The 15,813-nt window shown below is 63.2% G+C and carries 16 protein-coding genes; 7 read left to right on the top strand and 9 right to left on the bottom strand.

Translation table 11 applies throughout. The features are described 5' to 3' along the window. Positions 1-79 precede the first annotated feature (79 nt). The 4 genes from B3D39_RS17860 to B3D39_RS17845 all read left to right on the top strand — a co-directional run bounded on the left by B3D39_RS17860 (position 80) and on the right by B3D39_RS17845 (position 4,294). Positions 80-226 (top strand): NepR family anti-sigma factor, encoded by a 147-nt coding sequence (locus B3D39_RS17860; protein WP_078522790.1) that lies wholly within the window; start codon positions 80-82, stop codon positions 224-226. Next, positions 223-813 (top strand): RNA polymerase sigma factor, encoded by a 591-nt coding sequence (locus tag B3D39_RS17855; RefSeq protein WP_078522749.1) that lies wholly within the window; start codon positions 223-225, stop codon positions 811-813. The genes B3D39_RS17860 and B3D39_RS17855 overlap by 4 nt, the downstream gene beginning before the upstream one ends. Continuing rightward, a complete protein-coding gene (locus B3D39_RS17850) occupies positions 810-2,660 on the top strand; it encodes a histidine kinase dimerization/phosphoacceptor domain -containing protein (protein WP_078570550.1) in 1,851 nt (616 codons plus the stop codon). Before B3D39_RS17855 ends, B3D39_RS17850 begins: the two co-directional genes overlap by 4 nt. A gap of 62 nt (positions 2,661-2,722) precedes the next feature. Further along, positions 2,723-4,294 (top strand): phospholipase D-like domain-containing protein, encoded by a 1,572-nt coding sequence (locus B3D39_RS17845; protein WP_274961585.1) that lies wholly within the window; start codon positions 2,723-2,725, stop codon positions 4,292-4,294. A 55-nt stretch (positions 4,295-4,349) separates the two neighbouring features. Here the strand turns inward: B3D39_RS17845 and B3D39_RS17840 are convergent, their stop codons facing one another. Next, positions 4,350-5,411, bottom strand: a complete 1,062-nt coding sequence (locus tag B3D39_RS17840) for an AI-2E family transporter (RefSeq protein WP_274961584.1) — start codon at positions 5,409-5,411, stop codon at positions 4,350-4,352. Positions 5,412-5,569: 158 nt separating this feature from the next. Here B3D39_RS17840 and B3D39_RS17835 point away from each other — a divergent pair, with 158 nt between their 5' ends. Then, on the top strand, positions 5,570-5,767 hold the full coding sequence (locus tag B3D39_RS17835; protein WP_078522745.1) for a CsbD family protein: 198 nt from the start codon (positions 5,570-5,572) through the stop codon (positions 5,765-5,767). A 169-nt stretch (positions 5,768-5,936) separates the two neighbouring features. Here the strand turns inward: B3D39_RS17835 and B3D39_RS17830 are convergent, their stop codons facing one another. From B3D39_RS17830 to B3D39_RS17820, 3 genes are all read right to left on the bottom strand, one after another. Further along, positions 5,937-7,133, bottom strand: coding sequence for a hypothetical protein (locus B3D39_RS17830; RefSeq protein ID WP_274961583.1), 1,197 nt, complete (start codon positions 7,131-7,133; stop codon positions 5,937-5,939). After that, positions 7,130-7,549 (bottom strand): phage holin family protein, encoded by a 420-nt coding sequence (locus B3D39_RS17825; protein WP_078541429.1) that lies wholly within the window; start codon positions 7,547-7,549, stop codon positions 7,130-7,132. Before B3D39_RS17825 ends, B3D39_RS17830 begins: the two co-directional genes overlap by 4 nt. Before the next feature lie 109 nt (positions 7,550-7,658). Beyond that, a complete protein-coding gene (locus tag B3D39_RS17820; RefSeq protein ID WP_093477206.1) occupies positions 7,659-7,853 on the bottom strand; it encodes a PLD nuclease N-terminal domain-containing protein in 195 nt (64 codons plus the stop codon). A gap of 177 nt (positions 7,854-8,030) precedes the next feature. Between B3D39_RS17820 and B3D39_RS17815 the strand changes: the two genes are divergently transcribed. Then, positions 8,031-8,204 (top strand): DUF1328 domain-containing protein, encoded by a 174-nt coding sequence (locus tag B3D39_RS17815; protein WP_075776656.1) that lies wholly within the window; start codon positions 8,031-8,033, stop codon positions 8,202-8,204. A gap of 51 nt (positions 8,205-8,255) precedes the next feature. On the opposite strand, the gene B3D39_RS17810 is transcribed toward B3D39_RS17815, so the two are convergent. The 4 genes from B3D39_RS17810 to B3D39_RS17795 form a co-directional block, all read right to left on the bottom strand. After that, positions 8,256-8,918, bottom strand: a complete 663-nt coding sequence (locus B3D39_RS17810; RefSeq protein WP_274961582.1) for a CerR family C-terminal domain-containing protein — start codon at positions 8,916-8,918, stop codon at positions 8,256-8,258. A gap of 123 nt (positions 8,919-9,041) precedes the next feature. Then, the gene (locus tag B3D39_RS17805; RefSeq protein ID WP_078541431.1) at positions 9,042-9,821 is read right to left on the bottom strand and encodes a MipA/OmpV family protein; all 780 of its coding nucleotides are present in this window, start codon (positions 9,819-9,821) and stop codon (positions 9,042-9,044) included. Between the two features lie 89 nt (positions 9,822-9,910). Then, positions 9,911-11,545: a hypothetical protein gene (locus tag B3D39_RS17800; RefSeq protein ID WP_274961581.1), complete on the bottom strand. Its 1,635-nt coding sequence runs from the start codon at positions 11,543-11,545 to the stop codon at positions 9,911-9,913. An 80-nt stretch (positions 11,546-11,625) separates the two neighbouring features. Beyond that, positions 11,626-13,434 (bottom strand): PhoX family protein, encoded by a 1,809-nt coding sequence (locus tag B3D39_RS17795; RefSeq protein ID WP_274961580.1) that lies wholly within the window; start codon positions 13,432-13,434, stop codon positions 11,626-11,628. A 319-nt stretch (positions 13,435-13,753) separates the two neighbouring features. Between B3D39_RS17795 and B3D39_RS17790 the strand changes: the two genes are divergently transcribed. After that, entirely contained in the window at positions 13,754-14,647 is an 894-nt protein-coding gene (locus tag B3D39_RS17790; protein ID WP_274961579.1) for a YihY/virulence factor BrkB family protein, read from the top strand. Between the two features lie 44 nt (positions 14,648-14,691). Here B3D39_RS17790 and B3D39_RS17785 read toward each other — a convergent pair. Beyond that, the coding region (locus B3D39_RS17785; RefSeq protein ID WP_286789931.1) for a translocation/assembly module TamB domain-containing protein at positions 14,692-15,813 on the bottom strand (1,122 nt) is incomplete at its 5' end.

Here is a 15,813-nt window from a genome sequence, read left to right as displayed (position 1 = left end):
TTTTTCGGGAACCAAACTCTCTGGCCCCGCGTTCGGTTCCGTGCAAAATGAGTGGGATCGAAACCGGATGTATAGTGATATGGCAGACGAAAAGCCTAAGTCCAGTATCAGGGACCAGATCAATCAAAACCTGAAGAAGGTTTATGAGGAGGCGCTTCAGGAAGAAGTGCCAGATCGGTTCAAAGACTTGCTGGCGCAACTCAAGGCGAAGGAGGGCGAAAAATGACTTCGTCCTCCAAAGCCAACTCGTCTACCGAAGCCCGCGATCCGCGTGAGGAACTGCCCGATCATCTCGGAGCCCTGCGCGCCTTCGCCCTGTCGCTGACCCGGAATTCGGCCTCTGCCGACGACCTCGTGCAGGACACGATCGTCAAGGCGTGGTCGAATATCGAGAAATTCGAGCGCGGCACGAATTTGCGTGCATGGCTCTTCACGATCCTGCGCAATACCTTCTACTCGGACCGCCGAAAGCGTAAGCGCGAGGTTGCAGACCCCGAGGGTATCCACGCTGCTTCGCTCTACGAGAAACCCGCGCATGACGGACGTCTCGCGATGAACGATTTCGTCGTGGCCTTCGATCAGCTCAGCCCCGAACATCGCGAGGTTCTGACCCTCGTCGGCGCCTCGGGCTTCTCCTACGAGGAAGCCGCCGGAATGATGGGCGTCGCAGTCGGGACGGTGAAAAGTCGTGCCAACCGAGCCCGCGCCCGGCTTGCGGAGATGCTCGGGCTGGAAGAAGGTGAAGACATTCTGTCCGGCTCGGATCGAAATTCGCTGGCCGTGATGGGCAAATCCGGAGTTGCCGCCGCATGAATTCGGAAGCCGCGAAAGCGGCAGACGACGAGCACTACAGTGACCACGCCCCGTTTCAAGCTCGGAAACGGGGCGTCATTCCCTTTTTTGACGGGCTTGGCGTGCGTCTGGCCTTCATGCTGGCGGTCGCGCTCTTCCCCCTTCTGATCATCGCCGTGCTGCAATCGACCTCGGTCGTTCGCGAAGCGCAGGCGCGCTCCGAGGCTGCCCTGATGGGCGAGACGATGCGCGCCGTCGCAGGCGAGACGCGGGTGATCCAGCACGCGCAGGATGCAGCCCGCGTCCTTGCCAGCACCGTCCAGCCGCTCGTGGGTAGTGACGAGGCCTGCTCGAACTGGATGCGGCAGATTTCGGGCGCTTTCCCAGAGTTCTCGCTGGTCGCCTTCATTCCCGACAGCGGCAAGATGAGCTGCTCGAACTCCGGCAAGAGTTACGATTTCAAAGGTCAGGACATCTTCGAGAGGATGATGACCGCGGATCGCACCAGCTTCTACGTCAATCGCGATGCGCCGGTGTCGGGCACCTCGGTGCTGGGCGTGGCCCATCCCGTCTACAACGCGGCGGGCGATCATATCGGGATCATCGCGATCTCGATGAGCCACTCCTCGCTTTCGCTGGCGAAAGACGGGCCGAAGCTCGCCGATGACCGACCGCTGGTGATTATGACCTTCGACCGCGAGGGCACGATCCTGACCTCCTCGGACGGGCTGGCGAACACCCAGTCGCACCTGCCCGTCGACCGCTCGCTGAAGCTGCTGGCGGGCAATGGCGCGGTGACCTTCTCGGGAGATTCCAACCGCGGCATAGAGCGGGTCTATTCCGTCGTCGAACTCGTCCCCGACCAACTCTACGCACTCGGCAGCTGGCCCGCACAGGCGGCCTCCGCGCTGAGCCCCTTCGCCGATATCTCGCCGGTGCTGTTCCCCGCGCTGATGTGGATGGCGAGCCTTCTGGTCGCCTATTTCGCGATGCAGAAACTGGTCATCGGCCATGTCCGCAAACTGTCGAGCGCGATCACCAGCTTTGCCACCGGCAGCCGGATCGTGGGCAATCTCAACCTCTCGACCGCGCCTTCGGAAATCCGCGATCTTGCCGAAGCCTATGACCGGATGACCGAGACCATCCTGCATGACGAGGCCGAACTGGAAGACATGGTGCACCACAAGGAAGTGCTGCTCCGCGAGGTCCACCACCGGGTGAAGAACAACCTCCAGCTCATCGCCTCGATCATCAACATGCAGATGCGGCAGGCGCGCACGCCCGAAGCCAAGGGGCTGATGAAATCGCTGCAGGAGCGGGTCATCTCGCTCGCGACGATCCACCGCGGCCTCTACCAGACCTCCGGGCTCACCGATATCCGCGCGCAGGAGCTGCTGCCCGATATCGTGCGCCAGATCACCCGCCTTGCGACCGGGCCGGGCCGCCATGTCTCGGTCGATTGCCATATCGACGACATTCACCTGACGCCCGATCAGGCCGTGCCGCTCTCGCTTCTGCTGACCGAAGCGATGACCAACGCGATGAAATACGCCTCCGCCCGTGACGGCAAACCGAAGCTCGACATCTCGCTGAACAAGCTCGAAGGGATGCAGGCGCGTCTCAGCGTGCGCAATACCGTCGATACGGACGCCCCGCCACTGGAGGCTGTGGACGGAACCGGGCTGGGGTCGCAACTGGTCAACGCCTTCGTGCAACAGCTCTCCGGCACGATCGAGATCGAGACCACAGACGACGAATACCTGCTCAATGCGGACTTCACATTGCGCCCCCTCGTCGAGAGCGAATTGCGTCACGAAGAGCGCTTGAAATCTCGGAAACACGAAACAGTTTCTGAAGAGAGCAATTGAGTGAGATACCTGCCGCGGCGACCTCTGGTCACCTTCGCGGCCGTTCAGAAAAAACGAGCCGCATGGAACGTCTTAAACAAGCCGGAGTTCACGCCGAGAGCCGCGTCAGACTGCTTTTGACAGCAGCCGAGGCTTATCCCGTGCTCGAGGATGCCTTCCTCGACTCGCGGCACTCGATCCACGGCTCCTTCCGCGTCTTCGACCTCAACACGAAGCTTAAATCGGATCGCGGGCGCGCCATCGGCGCGACTTGGTTCGACCTGATCATCCACCTGCTGAAACGTGGCGTGGCGATGCAGATCGACCTGACCGACTTCGACCCCTGCGCCAAGCCCGAGCTGCACCGCATGACGTGGTCGTCGATCCGCATGTTCTGCGCCGCGCGCGAACTGGCCGGGCCGAACGCCAATCTGCGGCTGCGCGCACTGATGCACCCGGCGCAATCGGGCATCCTGCCGCGCACGATCTTCTGGCCCTATGTCTATTACAAGCTCGGCAACCACGCGAGCTGGCTCAACGGGATGGACGAGGCCAAGCGGCTGACGGCGATGCGCGACATGCCGGGGCTGCGGGAATATCTCAAGGCCGGATCGGACAAGAAAATTCACCGCAAGTTCCGCGGCGCGCCGCCGAAACTGTTCCCGGCGACGCATCACCAGAAGCTTGCCGTGTTCGACGACAAGAAGCTCTATATCGGCGGGCTGGATCTCGACAATCGCCGCTTCGACACGCCCGTGCACGAGCGCGACGGCGAGATGACTTGGCACGATGTGCAGCTGATGATGACCGGCCCCGTGGTCGCCGAGGCGAAGGCCCATCTGGAGACCTTCCACGAAAGCTGCGCCGGCGAAAAGCTGGCAAAGCCGCCGCGTCGCCTGCTCCGCACGATTTCGCAGCGGCGCAAATTCGCGACCTTCCGGATCGGGCCGAAGCTCTATCGGACCGAGATCGAGAACGCGCACGAAATGCTGATCGCGCGCGCGCAGAAGCTGATCTATCTCGAGAGCCAGTTCTTCCGCTCGCGCAACCTCGCAAATCATCTGGCCCGCGCCGCGCGCGAGAACCCCAATCTCAACCTGATCCTGATGCTGCCCGCCGTGCCCGAGACGCTGATGATGGCCGACCGCCCGACCAGCGACGTGCGCTATGGCGAGTATCTTCAGGTCCGCGCGCTGGATACGATCCGGGAAGCCTTCGGCAGCCGCCTGTTCATCGGCTGCCCGGCGGAGCCGCGCCTCGCCGCTCCCGACGATGACGGGGCGATGCGCACCGGTGGCGCGCCGCTGATCTACGTCCATGCGAAAGTCTCGATCTTCGACGAGGACGCGGCGCTGATCACCTCCGCGAACCTCAACGGCCGGTCGCTGCACTGGGACAGCGAGGCGGGCGTCTATCTACGCCGCAACGACGGCATCCCGGCCATGCGCCGTCGCCTGATGCGCCATTGGCTGCCGCCCGCGCCGGAAGAGGCGTTCTTCGACCCGACGCGCGCGGTCTCGGCCTGGACCGAACTCGCACGCGAGAACGGCACCAAAGCCCCCGAGGACCGGGAAGGCTTCGTGCTTCCCTACGACATCGAAGCCGCACGCAACATCGCGCGCAAGCTGCCGTTCATTCCCGAAGAGATGGTCTGATCCGCACTGGCGGATCGCGGGCCGCGTCGCCTCATCTGGGACTGGCCGCGTCGGCTCAGTTGGTTTCGAGCTTCTGCTCCGCCTCGGATTTCGGATCCGGCAGGCTGTCGGTCAGCACCAACGCCCAGAGCAGCAGCGGAATCGCCACGATCCCGCCCAGCGGCCCCCAGAGCCAGATCCCGAAGGTCAGCGACAGGAAGACCAGAAGCGGATTGAGTCGCATCTGCCGCCCGATCGCGGCCGGGGTCACGAATTGCGCCTCGGTCGCGTTGAGCATCACGTAGATCAGCGGCGGCAGGATCACCCGGATCCCGTCGAACGTCGCCACGCCTGCAAATCCCAGCGCGATGATCAGCGCCGCAGGACCGAGATACAGGATGTAATTGATGAGGAAGGCCACCAGCCCCCAGAGCGGCGCATTCGGCAACCCGATCAGCTGCATCGCGACGCCCACCGCGAGCCCGAGCCCGCCATTCACCACCGTGATCGTGAGGAAATAGCGCGACACCCGGGTCTCCGCCTTGCGCAGCCGGGCAGCGGTGGCGCCGCGGTTCGACGGTTCAGCAAGGTGCTTTGCGATCCAGTTGTAAATCTCGGTCCGCGAGAGCTGGAAGAAGAACAGCGCCCCGATATAGATCAGCCCCTGCGCAATGATGGCCGGGGCGAGCATGACGAGATCCTTGGCATCCGGCACGGCGCTCTTGTCGCCATTGCCACCACCGTCCTGCGCGGCATCCTTTGCCGGCGTGATCGCATCGCTCACCTCCTTCGAGGCGTCCTGAATACCTTGGAACATGTGACGCATGTGAATGATGGTGGAACGCATGTCGTCCATCACCTTCGGCGCCTGACGCATCAGCTCCGCGATCACCGGCTGAATCACGAGAACCAGCAGCACGGCGATCATCAGAGAGATAACGAGCGAGGTAAGTGCCCCCCAGACAGGCGACAGACCTCTTTTCTCCCATGCATCGGAAATCGGTGAAAGCACGATCCCAACGACGAGCGCGAGCACGACGGGGGCGACCAAGCTTTCCACCTGGCTAAGCGCAGCCACGACAGCGATTACAGCGATCGCGATCATGGCGATGCGCGACAGGGTCTCCAGGCGATGCATTTCGAGAATTACTTCCCTCTTGGGTTTCGCGAGCTAACGCTGCTGGAGCCCCCGCAGTTCCCGAGTTTTTGCGCCCTCACCCACAGGAACATCGCCCCCGGCGAAACGTTGATGGACGACGCCGAGACCCGCGTCTTCATCTTGAAAGGAGCGACGCCATGAATTGGGATCAGATTAAAGGCAGCTGGAAAGAAATGAAGGGCAAGGCCCGCGAGAACTGGGGCGAGTTGACCGACGACGAGCTTGAGGAGGCCGCAGGCCATCGCGAGCAGATGGTCGGCCTGATCCAGAAGAAATACGGCAAGACGAAAGAGGACGCCGAGCGCGAAGTCGACACCTGGTCGAGCTCGGTCTGATCTTCGGAATTAGACCCTATTCCCGCGTAAAACAGCATAAACCGGCGTCGCAGAGATTGCGGCGCCGGTTCTCTTTTGCGGGTCGGTCACGGGCAGCGAGCGCCATGACCGCCAAGCAAAAAGGCCGGGCACGAGGCCCGGCCTTTTCCAATCAGGTCCACCGATCGGATCAGTGGGTGGTTTTCGGCGCCGACGAGGACGTCGGGTTGGTCGAGGACGCGCTCGACGTGGACGAGGAGGACGACGACGAATGGTTCGCCTTCACCTTCTCGGCCGCCTCATGGGTCTTCGCCTCAGCCTTGGACGCGACATCTTCGGCCTTGGACTTCGCGGCATCCTTGGCCTCTTGGGCCCCGGCGCGCACTTCCTCTTCGCCTTTCTGCAGCGACTGGCCGACGTCGCGCAGCGCGCGGTTGGCTTCCTGAGCAAGCTGGCGCGAGAGGCGGTCGATAAGCTGCTCGCCTGCAGCCATCGCCTGATCGCCGAAATCGCGTGCAGCGCTGCGCGCCTCGTCACCGGCCGAGCTCATCACCGAGCGCGCGGTCCGCTTCAGCTCGTCGGTGAACTGATCGGCCACCTTGCCCGCACGGCGCTTCTCGTCGCGGTAGAGGCGCTCGGCCTCGTCGAACAGACGGTTCGCGCGCGGGCCGAAGCTGCGGCGGCTGACATTGACGTCCGGCTTGGGCACCGCGTTGAAGATCGCGGCACCGATGGCGAAGCCGATAGCGGCGGCGATCAGCGGGTGATCCTTGACCATCTGCTTGCTCGTCGTACCGGCATGGGTCGCACCGTCCTGCAGGCGAATCCGGGCGGAATAGGCTCTTTCACGGGCCCGCACCACGCGGTCGCGCGCATCCTCATTGAGGTCGCTCAGACCCGAGGACAGCGAGCCGCGCAGGTCGCTCGCGAATTTCTGCATCACCTCGGAGCGCTCCTTGACGAAGTCGCGCGCCTTGTCGGTCGAGCTGCGCTGCTCGGCCTCGAGATCTTCGAGACGCACCGACGCATCGTGGCGCAGCGTGTCGATCTCGTCGATCCAGCCGTCTGCGCCCGCTTCGCTCGGCATCACGAGCGGATCGGCATCGGCGACAAGATCCTCTTGCTCAACGGTGTCCGAGTTGCGCTGGCGCAGCAGGAACCAAGCGATACCGGCGCCCGCGAGGGCGAAGGCCACGGGGTTCTTGCGCACGGCCTGTTCGGCACTGCGCGCAGCCGGCGCCGCGTAGTCGCGCACGACTTGCGACACTTGATCGGAGAGATAGTCCGGCGCGATGCGGCCGGTCAGATCGCCGAGCGTCGATGCGAGATCGGCACGGTCCTGGCGCAGACGGTTCTCGATTTCCTCAATGGTTTTCTTCTCGGTCATTTGAAGCTCTCCTTAAGCGCCTGCGCGTCAGCAGACAGGTTTTCCTTGAGACGGGTGGGTGGGCTCGACACTTTGCGCAGCTTCGACGCAGCGATGAGCGCCGCGATGATGCCGAGGATCAGAAGCACCACGCCGACGATCAACGTCGCGGGGCCCCGGTCGAGGCCGGCCCATTCCAGCCCGTAGATGGCGGATTGCGTCAGGGGGAAGATCGCACCGAGCGCGAAAACCAAGGCGACCGCGCCGAGAATGACGGCATTGCGCGCAAGACCCGCCCGATGGGCAGCTTCGGCGCGCACCAATTCCGCCTCGGTCCGTGCGATCTCGCGCGTCTGCTCGATCACCCGGTTCAGCAAATCGGTCACCGTTCCCCGGCCCTCGTGGCCGTCAGGTTCTTCGGTCTCGTGGTAACTCATCGACCTCTCCCAAACATGTCACGGCCTCTTGCCGCGATTTCTGTGGTTCCAACGCGGGTTGGGGAATGCGGTTCCTTGAGGCTCTCCGCAGCCGCCCCCCTTGATTTCGTCACTTCGAGGCGCGCGGTCCGGCCACCAGCCAGATCAGGAAACCGATCAGCGGCAGGAAGAAGACGAGAAGCGCCCAGAGCACTTTCTTGCCGGTGCTGGAATTCGACCCGACGATCGAGACCAGCGCCCAGATATCAAGTGCGAGAAGTAAGATACCCCAAAAGCCGCCGAGGCCCGTCATATTCATTTCCATGTCCCCATCTCCCTTTTTCGTGAGGTTGTGAATCGCCGCCCAAACGCCGGAAAGCGCACGATGTTCCGCGGATTTACTGACCCAGGGTAATGGAACTTTCGGGAAAACGGCACGTTTGGATGTCATGAAAGCGCAGCACTCAGCGCTAATGTACGCAACATCCGAAGGAGAATACCCATGCTTGGTTGGGCTCTGACCTTTCTCGTTATCGCGCTGATTGCCGCGGCGCTCGGTTTTGGCGGCATCGCAGGCGCATCTGCCGGGATCGCACAGATCCTCTTCGTGGTCTTCCTGATCCTGTTCGTGGTGGCCATGGTCGCCCGGGCGGTAAAAGGCAAACCGCCGGTGTAACTGCGAAGACGCTAGGAATATTTCAGGCCGCTCCCGCCGGGGCGGCCTTTTTCATGCGTCGGGGGCGGTCTTGGCGCGCGCCTGCGCCAGCATCGCATCCAGATTGTCTGCGACGACCCGGGAAATCTGCGCAGCCTCCGCCCCGCCGATCTCCGACCATCCCATCTTGCGGCGCACGACCTCCGCGCCGAGCCGGAAATAGAGCACCTGTCCGATCATCGCGAAAACCCGCAGCGCGCTCTCCGGATCGTCTTCAGACGTCCCGCTCGCCCGCGCCCAAAGCCCCAGCAGCCGCCCATGCACGATCGAAATCAGACGGTCATAGAGAATATCGAGCGTCTCGCCGCCTTCGGTCACTTCGCGCATCACGAAGCCGATCATCGAGGCCGCATCCGGCTGCGTAAGGATGCGCGAGATCATCGCCTCCATCAGCGTCTTGAGCTCCGCTTCCGCCGCCTCGGGCGAAAGCGCCTCCGGGGGTCCAAGAGGCCGCATCACCTCTTCCATGCGGTGCACGAATTCCAGCGCGCAGGCGCGGCGCAGCCCTTCCTTGCCTTGGAAATGGTAGGAAATCGCGGCGACATTCGCGCCCGCAGCCTCCGCCAGTTCCCGCGTCGAGGTCGCCGCGAACCCCTTCGTCCCGAACAGGCGCATCCCGGCTTCGATCAGGGCGCGCGCGGTGCGATCACGGGCGGGCAGCTGTGTCTGGGTCATCGGCGCATCACGTCTGGAGAGGAAATCTGCCGCCAACATGCGCGGCGCAGCGCGAAAAAAGCAAGCCGCACGGGCGACCCATGCGGCTTGGCTTTACGTGTCTCTTAGGAAGCTTTGGCCCGATCAGAACGGGAAACTCACCCGGCGGGTCAGCATCAGCGAGACCGAGCTTTGCTCGCGCGAGCCTTGCTGCACGATCGGGCTGTCCGCCGCATCGCCCTGCAGGCGATCGTAGTTCAGCTTGCCCTCGACCGCCCAGTCATTCCCGAGTTGATAGGTCGCCGACAGTTCCAGACCCGTCGAGACGAGGCCGCCATCGGGCGAATAGGCCGCCAGACCGCTCGCCGTGGATTCCGACGGGCTGATGCCGAAATAGGTGCGGTTGTAGAGACCCGAGCCATAGAAGACGCGCGGCCCGATGCTCAGCTTGAAATTGTCGGTCTTGATCGGCTTCCAGTCGGCGCCGATTTCGGCGACCACGGCGTTATGCCCGACCACGCCATAGCGCATATCGGCAAAAGCGCCCCATTGCGGCGCCTGATAGCCAAGGCCGAGCCCCAGTTCGAGCGACGTAGTGACGTCGTCGAGACCCGCGATCTCGGAATAATCGCTGGAATTACGACCGCCGACGAGACGGAAGGAGCCATGCACGTTCGGGCCCAGCTTCTCGTAATTCGGATCGTCCGAGCCGAAGCGCATCCCCTGCAGCGAGAAGCTGTTGAGCTTCACCTTCGCGGTGGGGCTGGTGTCGTAATGATCCGCGCCGAAATAGGACGGGGCATAGCGCGCACCTGCGCCGATGGTGAAGGTCACGCCACTTTCTGCCTGCGCGCTCGCGGCGGTGCAGACAGCAGCGACCGCGATTGCGGCGCTTGCGGAAAGTTGGCGGATGACTTTTGCCATGATGGCGCTCCCGAAAAAATGTACCGATTTGCGCAAACACTGCCAATTGACGGCGAAAAACGCAATCCGCTGGCGCAGATTGGTTCAGATTAGCGGCGCTTATACCACGGCTGGGCGATTTCCTCGATCCCTGTGGGCTGATCCTGCTCCACCTCACGCCAGACCGTGCCGTCGACCGGGGCCACCGTCGCGTCGCGGCCTTGGGTGAAACTCTGGTCGCGCACGATCATCCGATAGGCCGCGTTGAGCGCATCGGCACGCTCCGGCGAGGGCAGGATCAGCGGGCCGATATCCTCGGCCAAAGCCGCCTCTTTCTCGGCCGGCAGCTTGCCCGCCTCCAGCCAATCCTCGATGAGCTCGGCATTGGCGCGGAACTCGTCCCCTGCCCCGTTGGTCTTCAGGTAATGGGCGTAATCGCCGCTCCCATCGGCGCGGACCCGGTCGGGCGTGCCGGCGAGCCCCTTCTGCGTCCAGTGATACCAGCCGCCGCGATAGGCGTCCTTGCCCAGCTTGCGCGCGAAGGCGAAGGTGGAATCGTCGTTCACACCCAGCGTGCCGTGGCAGCCGACGCAGAACACGGTCTCCTCGAAGCTCTGCGGGCGCAGATCGCCCGTCGCATCCTCGATAAACCCCTGCAGCCGCCAGCCGAACGTATTGGGCACGCCGGTCTCGGAACTGCCGAAGAACTGCTTGGTGCGGTCAGGAAAGGCGCTGTCTTCCTTCAACTCGGCCAGCGCGGTTTCTTCCAGATCGGCATAGCTCTCCCAATCCGTCTTGACCATGTAGCGCAGCTCTTTCAGCCGCGCCGCCAGTTCGATGCCCTCGGGCGTCGGGTCGATATAGCGCACGGAATGGACGAATTCCGTGCCCTTGGGATAAAGCCCGGCGGCAAGCCGAGCGCCTTCGGCACCCGCGCGCCCCGCCCAATGCATCGTGATCCCATCGAGCGGCGCGAAGGCGAATTTCACCACCTCCGCCTGCCCCATCACCCCGTCGCGGTCCAGATCGACGCCCATCGCGACCTCGTCGGTAGGCGCGATCGCGACATCCGCGCGGGTGATCAGCGCCTGCACGATCGCGAGGTTGGTCTTGTAGGTGACGATATCCTCGGCCCCGTCGGCATTCTGACGGAACGCCTCCGGCAGACGGATCATCACATCATCGGTCGAGCCATTGGTCGGCCAGAATGTACCGGGCAGCGGCTGATAGGCAAAGGCGCGCCAGCCGGTCAGGCTGCCATCGGGCCTGCGGTCGAAGCCTTCGTCGTCGAAGGCGAATTGCACGTCGGGGATATAGCCGTCCCATTCGCCATTGCCGTTCACATCCCAAGCCGCAGGCGGATCGGCCAGCCTCGTAGCCAAGGCGATCCCCCCCTCGGCGTCGTGGTAATTGTCCTGCCGCACATAGGCGCGGATTTCCGCGCTGTCGGTCGCAGCCACCTCGGCGCGGCGATCCACGAAGAGGTTGCGCCACGGGTTCTCGAGCGCCGGGCCCGGAAACGCATATTCGGTCTGCAGATCGGCATCGCGCACGTAATTCGGATGGCGCGGATAGGTGTGACAGGTCTGGCAGGGGTTATGCACCTCGCCCGCCGTGTCTTCCGTCTTGGTATAGCATTGCGGAGGAATATAGGCCGTCGGATTGTCCAGCACCGTGGTCTTCAGATCGACCGCCCCCGCCATCGTGGTCATACCCAGCAGCGCCAAAATCGAAATCCGCAGCATCCGTCAGCCCTCAGTCTTGAAAGAAAAGGCGAGGCCCGGGTCTCCGCCGGGCCTCGCCAGAAATGTCTCGCGAGCGCCCGTTACTGGGTCTTCGCGGTGGCATCCATCTGCGGGAACGGACCGACATAGCCAACATAGGCACGCGCCTGCGCCGGGTCGGTCAGCTTGTCTTCGTCGCTCTCGCCATAGGGGTGCTGGATGACCGCCATCAGGTAGCCGTGGCCGTTGACGTTCGGGTACCAGTAGGTCGAGGTGGTTTCCGAACCGTAAGGCGTCGACAGGATGCGGGTCAGCTCCTTGGTGTCGGTGTTCATCGCCCAGATCGCGTCGTTCTGGTGGCCCGAACCGGTGTCTTCACCGATGATCAGCGTGTTGTAGCCCGGGATGTAGGTGATGTTGTCCGGGTTCGCGATGCCGTTGATATCGCAGCTGTTCAGCTCTGCCGTGTCGCCGCACATGTCATGCGCCGGGTCGCAGCTTGCGTCCTGCGCCTTGACCTTGTGCTCTTCGGTGAGCGGCTTGCCCGAGATCAGACCCATCATCTTCGTCGCGGTGAACTTGTCATCCAGCGAGAGCGAGTAGACCGTGCCGCACTTGTTCTTCGGCAGCTTGATCGCGTTCATCCCGCCCAGATCCTGCTTGGCACCGTCTTCCATGCCCTTCTCGACAGCCGACATCGACAGATACATCTGATGCTTGTCGGCATCGTAGGTGATGCCTTCCATCTTGCGGAACTCGGTCGTGGCGCCCTTCATCGAGGCGTAGCGACGGGTTTCCAGACGCGAGGCGATCGCATCCATGCCGTCCTTGACCTTCAGACACTCGGGATTGCCTTCGGCGTTCGAAGCCGAGAAGCCGTCGGCGCAGGAACCGTCCTCGCCCATCTCGGCGGTCTCGAAGAGATCCGAGAACTGGGTGCCGGCTTCGATCGCCTTCTGGATCGTCGCGTCGTCGGCATGGCCCAGATCGACCCATTCCAGATCGGCCGCGCCGCCGTTTTCTGCCGAGGTCTGGTTCCACTTGGCCGCATAAAGCGTACCGGCGCTCAGGTCGCCTGCGGTGTCGGCTTCAAAGCGGAACAGGCCGACATTGGTGCCGTCATCCGAGATATAGGCGGTTTTCTGGTCGGGCATGACATAGGCCAGCTCGACAGCCACGCGGCCCATCGCGAAATGCTTGTCAGCCTTGGCCGAGCCGTCTTCCGAGACGGTGATCTCGGTCGGGTAGCCATAGCGATAGGGCTTGTAGGCGTCGCGGAACTGCTCGAGGCTCATGCCCTCGGGGTTCACGCCCGCATAGCGCACCATCGGGAAGTCGTAATCGTCGATCTCGTCGAGCGAGGTCGCCGCTTCGATCGCGCGCGCATCGGCCGGATATTCTTCCGAACCCAGATGGGTCTCCCACGGCGTCACCGAACCCGCGCAAGGCACCCAGAGGCCGTGATATTCGGAAAAGTCGATCGGCTTGGTGGAGACCAGCTTCAGGTTGCCGTCTGCATCCTGGCTGACTTCGCTGAGATACATCGCACCGGGGCGCGATTCGAAATGCGTCACCGAATAGAGCTTGTCGCCCTGACGGAGGAGCGAGGTGAAATCGGCGGAGTCCGAGATATGCTCGGAGCCGTCGGCCGACTTGACCGGGTTGCCGTCCTTGTCGGTCAGCAGGGCGAAAGTGTTGTCACCGATCTTGTCGCCCGAGCGCGCCATCACGTGATAGCCGATCTTGTAATCCTTGCCGTCGATGGTGACCGTGTCGGAGGCGATGGCCTGGCGTTTGGCGGCGTCGTCCTTGGCGAAAGGAACGGGCGAGAAAGAGATATCACCGGCATGTGCCGCAAGCGGCAGCACAGCGATAGCGGTGGCTTGGAGGAGGGTCGTACGAAGCGACATGGCTGATCCCTTGGCTAGTTGCGTTCACGACGCTCCTAACGGCGAAGTGATTCCCTTTTGTGACAATCTGGCGCTTTCGTGATCCTGGCCCCGACCACGGGCGGAGGGCGCGCGTGGCTCGGCCCATACTGACCTGCGCCTTGGCCAAAAATAGACCCTATTCCAGCATGTTTTCGTGTTTCCGGCCCTGTCTGGCACAGGCACGGTTCGGCTCGCGCGACGCCAAGCGCCTGAGACGCAACAGCTTTCAGCAAAGCGCGGGCGCCGCGTTGCGATCACGCGGGGCTTGAGCAATGGTGAATGAAACGAGGAGTAGCGCGTGAGAGAAACGGCGAAATTCGCGGTCAGCCTGTTCGGGCGGCTGTTCCAATCGAATATCACCCTCGTGTCGGCGGGGGTCGCCTTTTATTCCATGCTTGCGATCTTCCCCGGCATCTCCGCGACCATCGCGCTCTGGAGCGCGTTTGCCGATCCGACGGTGATCCGCACCTATCTCAACGTGGCCGATGATTTCATCCCGCCCGAAGCCTATGCGCTGATCAACGACCAGATTCAGAACTGGCTGATCGGGCCGCGCGCAACGATCGGGCTCGGCGTGATGTTCTCTGCCGCCGTGACCCTGTTCTCGGCCCGCGCGGGTGTCGCGGCGTTGGTGCTCAGCCTCAACGTGATCCACGGCACCCGGCCCCGCGCGACGATCTGGAGCTTCATCATGGGCTACCTGATGACGATCGCGCTGGTCGGCGTGATGCTGGCCGCGATGGCGACGGTGGTCGTCGTCCCCGTCGCCATCAACTTCCTGCCCTTCCACGAATATTCCAAGATTCTGCTCTCGGGTCTGCCTTGGGCGGCGATGCTTTTGCTGATGCTGACCGCGCTCGGAATTCTCTATCGCTACGGGCCAAATACCGAGGGCAAGCGCGATCCGATCCTGACGCTCGGCGCGGTGCTGGCGACGGCGCTCTGGGGGCTCAGCTCGATCGGGCTGACCTTCTACCTGTCGAATTTCGGCAATTACAACAAGATCTACGGCTCTATCGGCGCGGTGATCGCGCTTCTCGTCTGGCTCTATCTCAGCGCCTTTTCGGTGCTGATGGGGGCCGCGCTGAACGCCGAGCTCGCCGCCTTCCGCAAGCGCCGCACGCAAGAGAAACTTCGCGACGCAATCGAGGGCGACGACGAGGCTAAGGCCAAGGAAGCATCCTCGTCATAAGTTTCACTTATTTCCGGGCGCGGAAATGAAGTGAAACTTATGGATCAGTAGTTCTTCTCGAAATAGAGGCCGACCCCGCTCTTGCCGTCAGAGCCGACGGTGCCGCGCGCGGTGAGGCTCTTGGTCACATCCAGATTGAGGTTGATCTGCGAGGTGCCGTCGCCGCCCACCGTGACATCGGTATAGATATTGTCCGACAGGTATTTCCCGACCTTGAGCTGGGTGTTGCCCTGCGCATCGGTCGAGACGTCGAAATCATCCAGCCCGAAATTCTTCCGCAGCTTGCCGATGATCCCTTCGCCGCCCTTGCCCGCGAGCGTCGCGACTGCCGAGGCCAACTGCGCCGCCTGCAAGGGCGAGAGATTGTCGATGGACCGCCCGAAGATCAGCCGCGCCAGAACCTCGTCCTGCGGCAGGTCGGGCGAGGACGCGAAGGTCACCAGTGGCGCATTCGCCTGCCCCTGAATGTTGATCGAGATCGTGTAATCGTCCTGCGTCGTGGTCGCGGTGAAGTCGATATAGGGCACCAGCGCGCCTTGCAGCGCGATCCGGCCCTGATCGAGCGTGAAGCGCTGGCCCAGAATGTCGAGCCGCCCGCGCACGAGCGAGAACTGCCCGATCGGAATCACGTTCGCCGTGGTGCCGGTGATCCTCAGCGAACCGCCAAGCTCTGCATCCAGACCCCGGCCGCGCACGAAGATGCCGCGCTCGGAGGCGATGGTGACATCGAGCGGGAAGGACGGACCGGAGGCCTTCGCACCACCGCTCGCATCGCTCTGACCATTGTTCAGCAGGCTGGCGCGCTTCAGCGTTTCGCGCACCGCCGCGCTTTCGCCGACGTGCTCGATCCCGTCGGGCACCGACGCCCCGCCGCCGACGCCCGAGGAGGGCACCCGCAATTCGGTATCGCTCAGCGTGATGCGCCCGGCGATTTTCGCACCGCCGGTCAGCGGCCCGTCCATCGTGATCGTGCCCGAGGCGCGCGTGTCATAGAGCTCAGGGTCTTTCAGCCGCGCGCGGTCGAAGCGGATCGTCAAATTGCCGTTATAGGGCGCGGACAGGTTGATCGGGCCGTTGACGGTGATCTGCCCGCCCGTCCCCAGCCGCCCGGTCACGCCAAGCTGCGCACTGCCATTTGACAGCTGCACGCGCGTGTCGACGTTTTC

The organism is Thioclava sp. UBA3469, assembly GCF_002378135.1.
Taxonomy (GTDB): Bacteria; Pseudomonadota; Alphaproteobacteria; order Rhodobacterales; family Rhodobacteraceae; genus Thioclava; species Thioclava sediminum.
The sequence above is the reverse complement of the archived record's forward strand: the minus strand, read 5'-3'. Positions and strand labels throughout refer to the sequence as shown.

What these genes read in the sequence shown, in the direction of transcription:
- B3D39_RS17860 (WP_078522790.1), top strand. Translation starts at nt 80, where the DNA reads ATGGCAGACGAAAAGCCTAAGTCCAGTATCAGGGACCAGATCAATCAA.
- B3D39_RS17855 (WP_078522749.1), top strand. Translation starts at nt 223, where the DNA reads ATGACTTCGTCCTCCAAAGCCAACTCGTCTACCGAAGCCCGCGATCCG.
- B3D39_RS17850 (WP_078570550.1), top strand. Translation starts at nt 810, where the DNA reads ATGAATTCGGAAGCCGCGAAAGCGGCAGACGACGAGCACTACAGTGAC.
- B3D39_RS17845 (WP_274961585.1), top strand. Translation starts at nt 2,723, where the DNA reads ATGGAACGTCTTAAACAAGCCGGAGTTCACGCCGAGAGCCGCGTCAGA.
- B3D39_RS17840 (WP_274961584.1), bottom strand. Translation starts at nt 5,411, where the DNA reads ATGCATCGCCTGGAGACCCTGTCGCGCATCGCCATGATCGCGATCGCT.
- B3D39_RS17835 (WP_078522745.1), top strand. Translation starts at nt 5,570, where the DNA reads ATGAATTGGGATCAGATTAAAGGCAGCTGGAAAGAAATGAAGGGCAAG.
- B3D39_RS17830 (WP_274961583.1), bottom strand. Translation starts at nt 7,133, where the DNA reads ATGACCGAGAAGAAAACCATTGAGGAAATCGAGAACCGTCTGCGCCAG.
- B3D39_RS17825 (WP_078541429.1), bottom strand. Translation starts at nt 7,549, where the DNA reads ATGAGTTACCACGAGACCGAAGAACCTGACGGCCACGAGGGCCGGGGA.
- B3D39_RS17820 (WP_093477206.1), bottom strand. Translation starts at nt 7,853, where the DNA reads ATGGAAATGAATATGACGGGCCTCGGCGGCTTTTGGGGTATCTTACTT.
- B3D39_RS17815 (WP_075776656.1), top strand. Translation starts at nt 8,031, where the DNA reads ATGCTTGGTTGGGCTCTGACCTTTCTCGTTATCGCGCTGATTGCCGCG.
- B3D39_RS17810 (WP_274961582.1), bottom strand. Translation starts at nt 8,918, where the DNA reads ATGACCCAGACACAGCTGCCCGCCCGTGATCGCACCGCGCGCGCCCTG.
- B3D39_RS17805 (WP_078541431.1), bottom strand. Translation starts at nt 9,821, where the DNA reads ATGGCAAAAGTCATCCGCCAACTTTCCGCAAGCGCCGCAATCGCGGTC.
- B3D39_RS17800 (WP_274961581.1), bottom strand. Translation starts at nt 11,545, where the DNA reads ATGCTGCGGATTTCGATTTTGGCGCTGCTGGGTATGACCACGATGGCG.
- B3D39_RS17795 (WP_274961580.1), bottom strand. Translation starts at nt 13,434, where the DNA reads ATGTCGCTTCGTACGACCCTCCTCCAAGCCACCGCTATCGCTGTGCTG.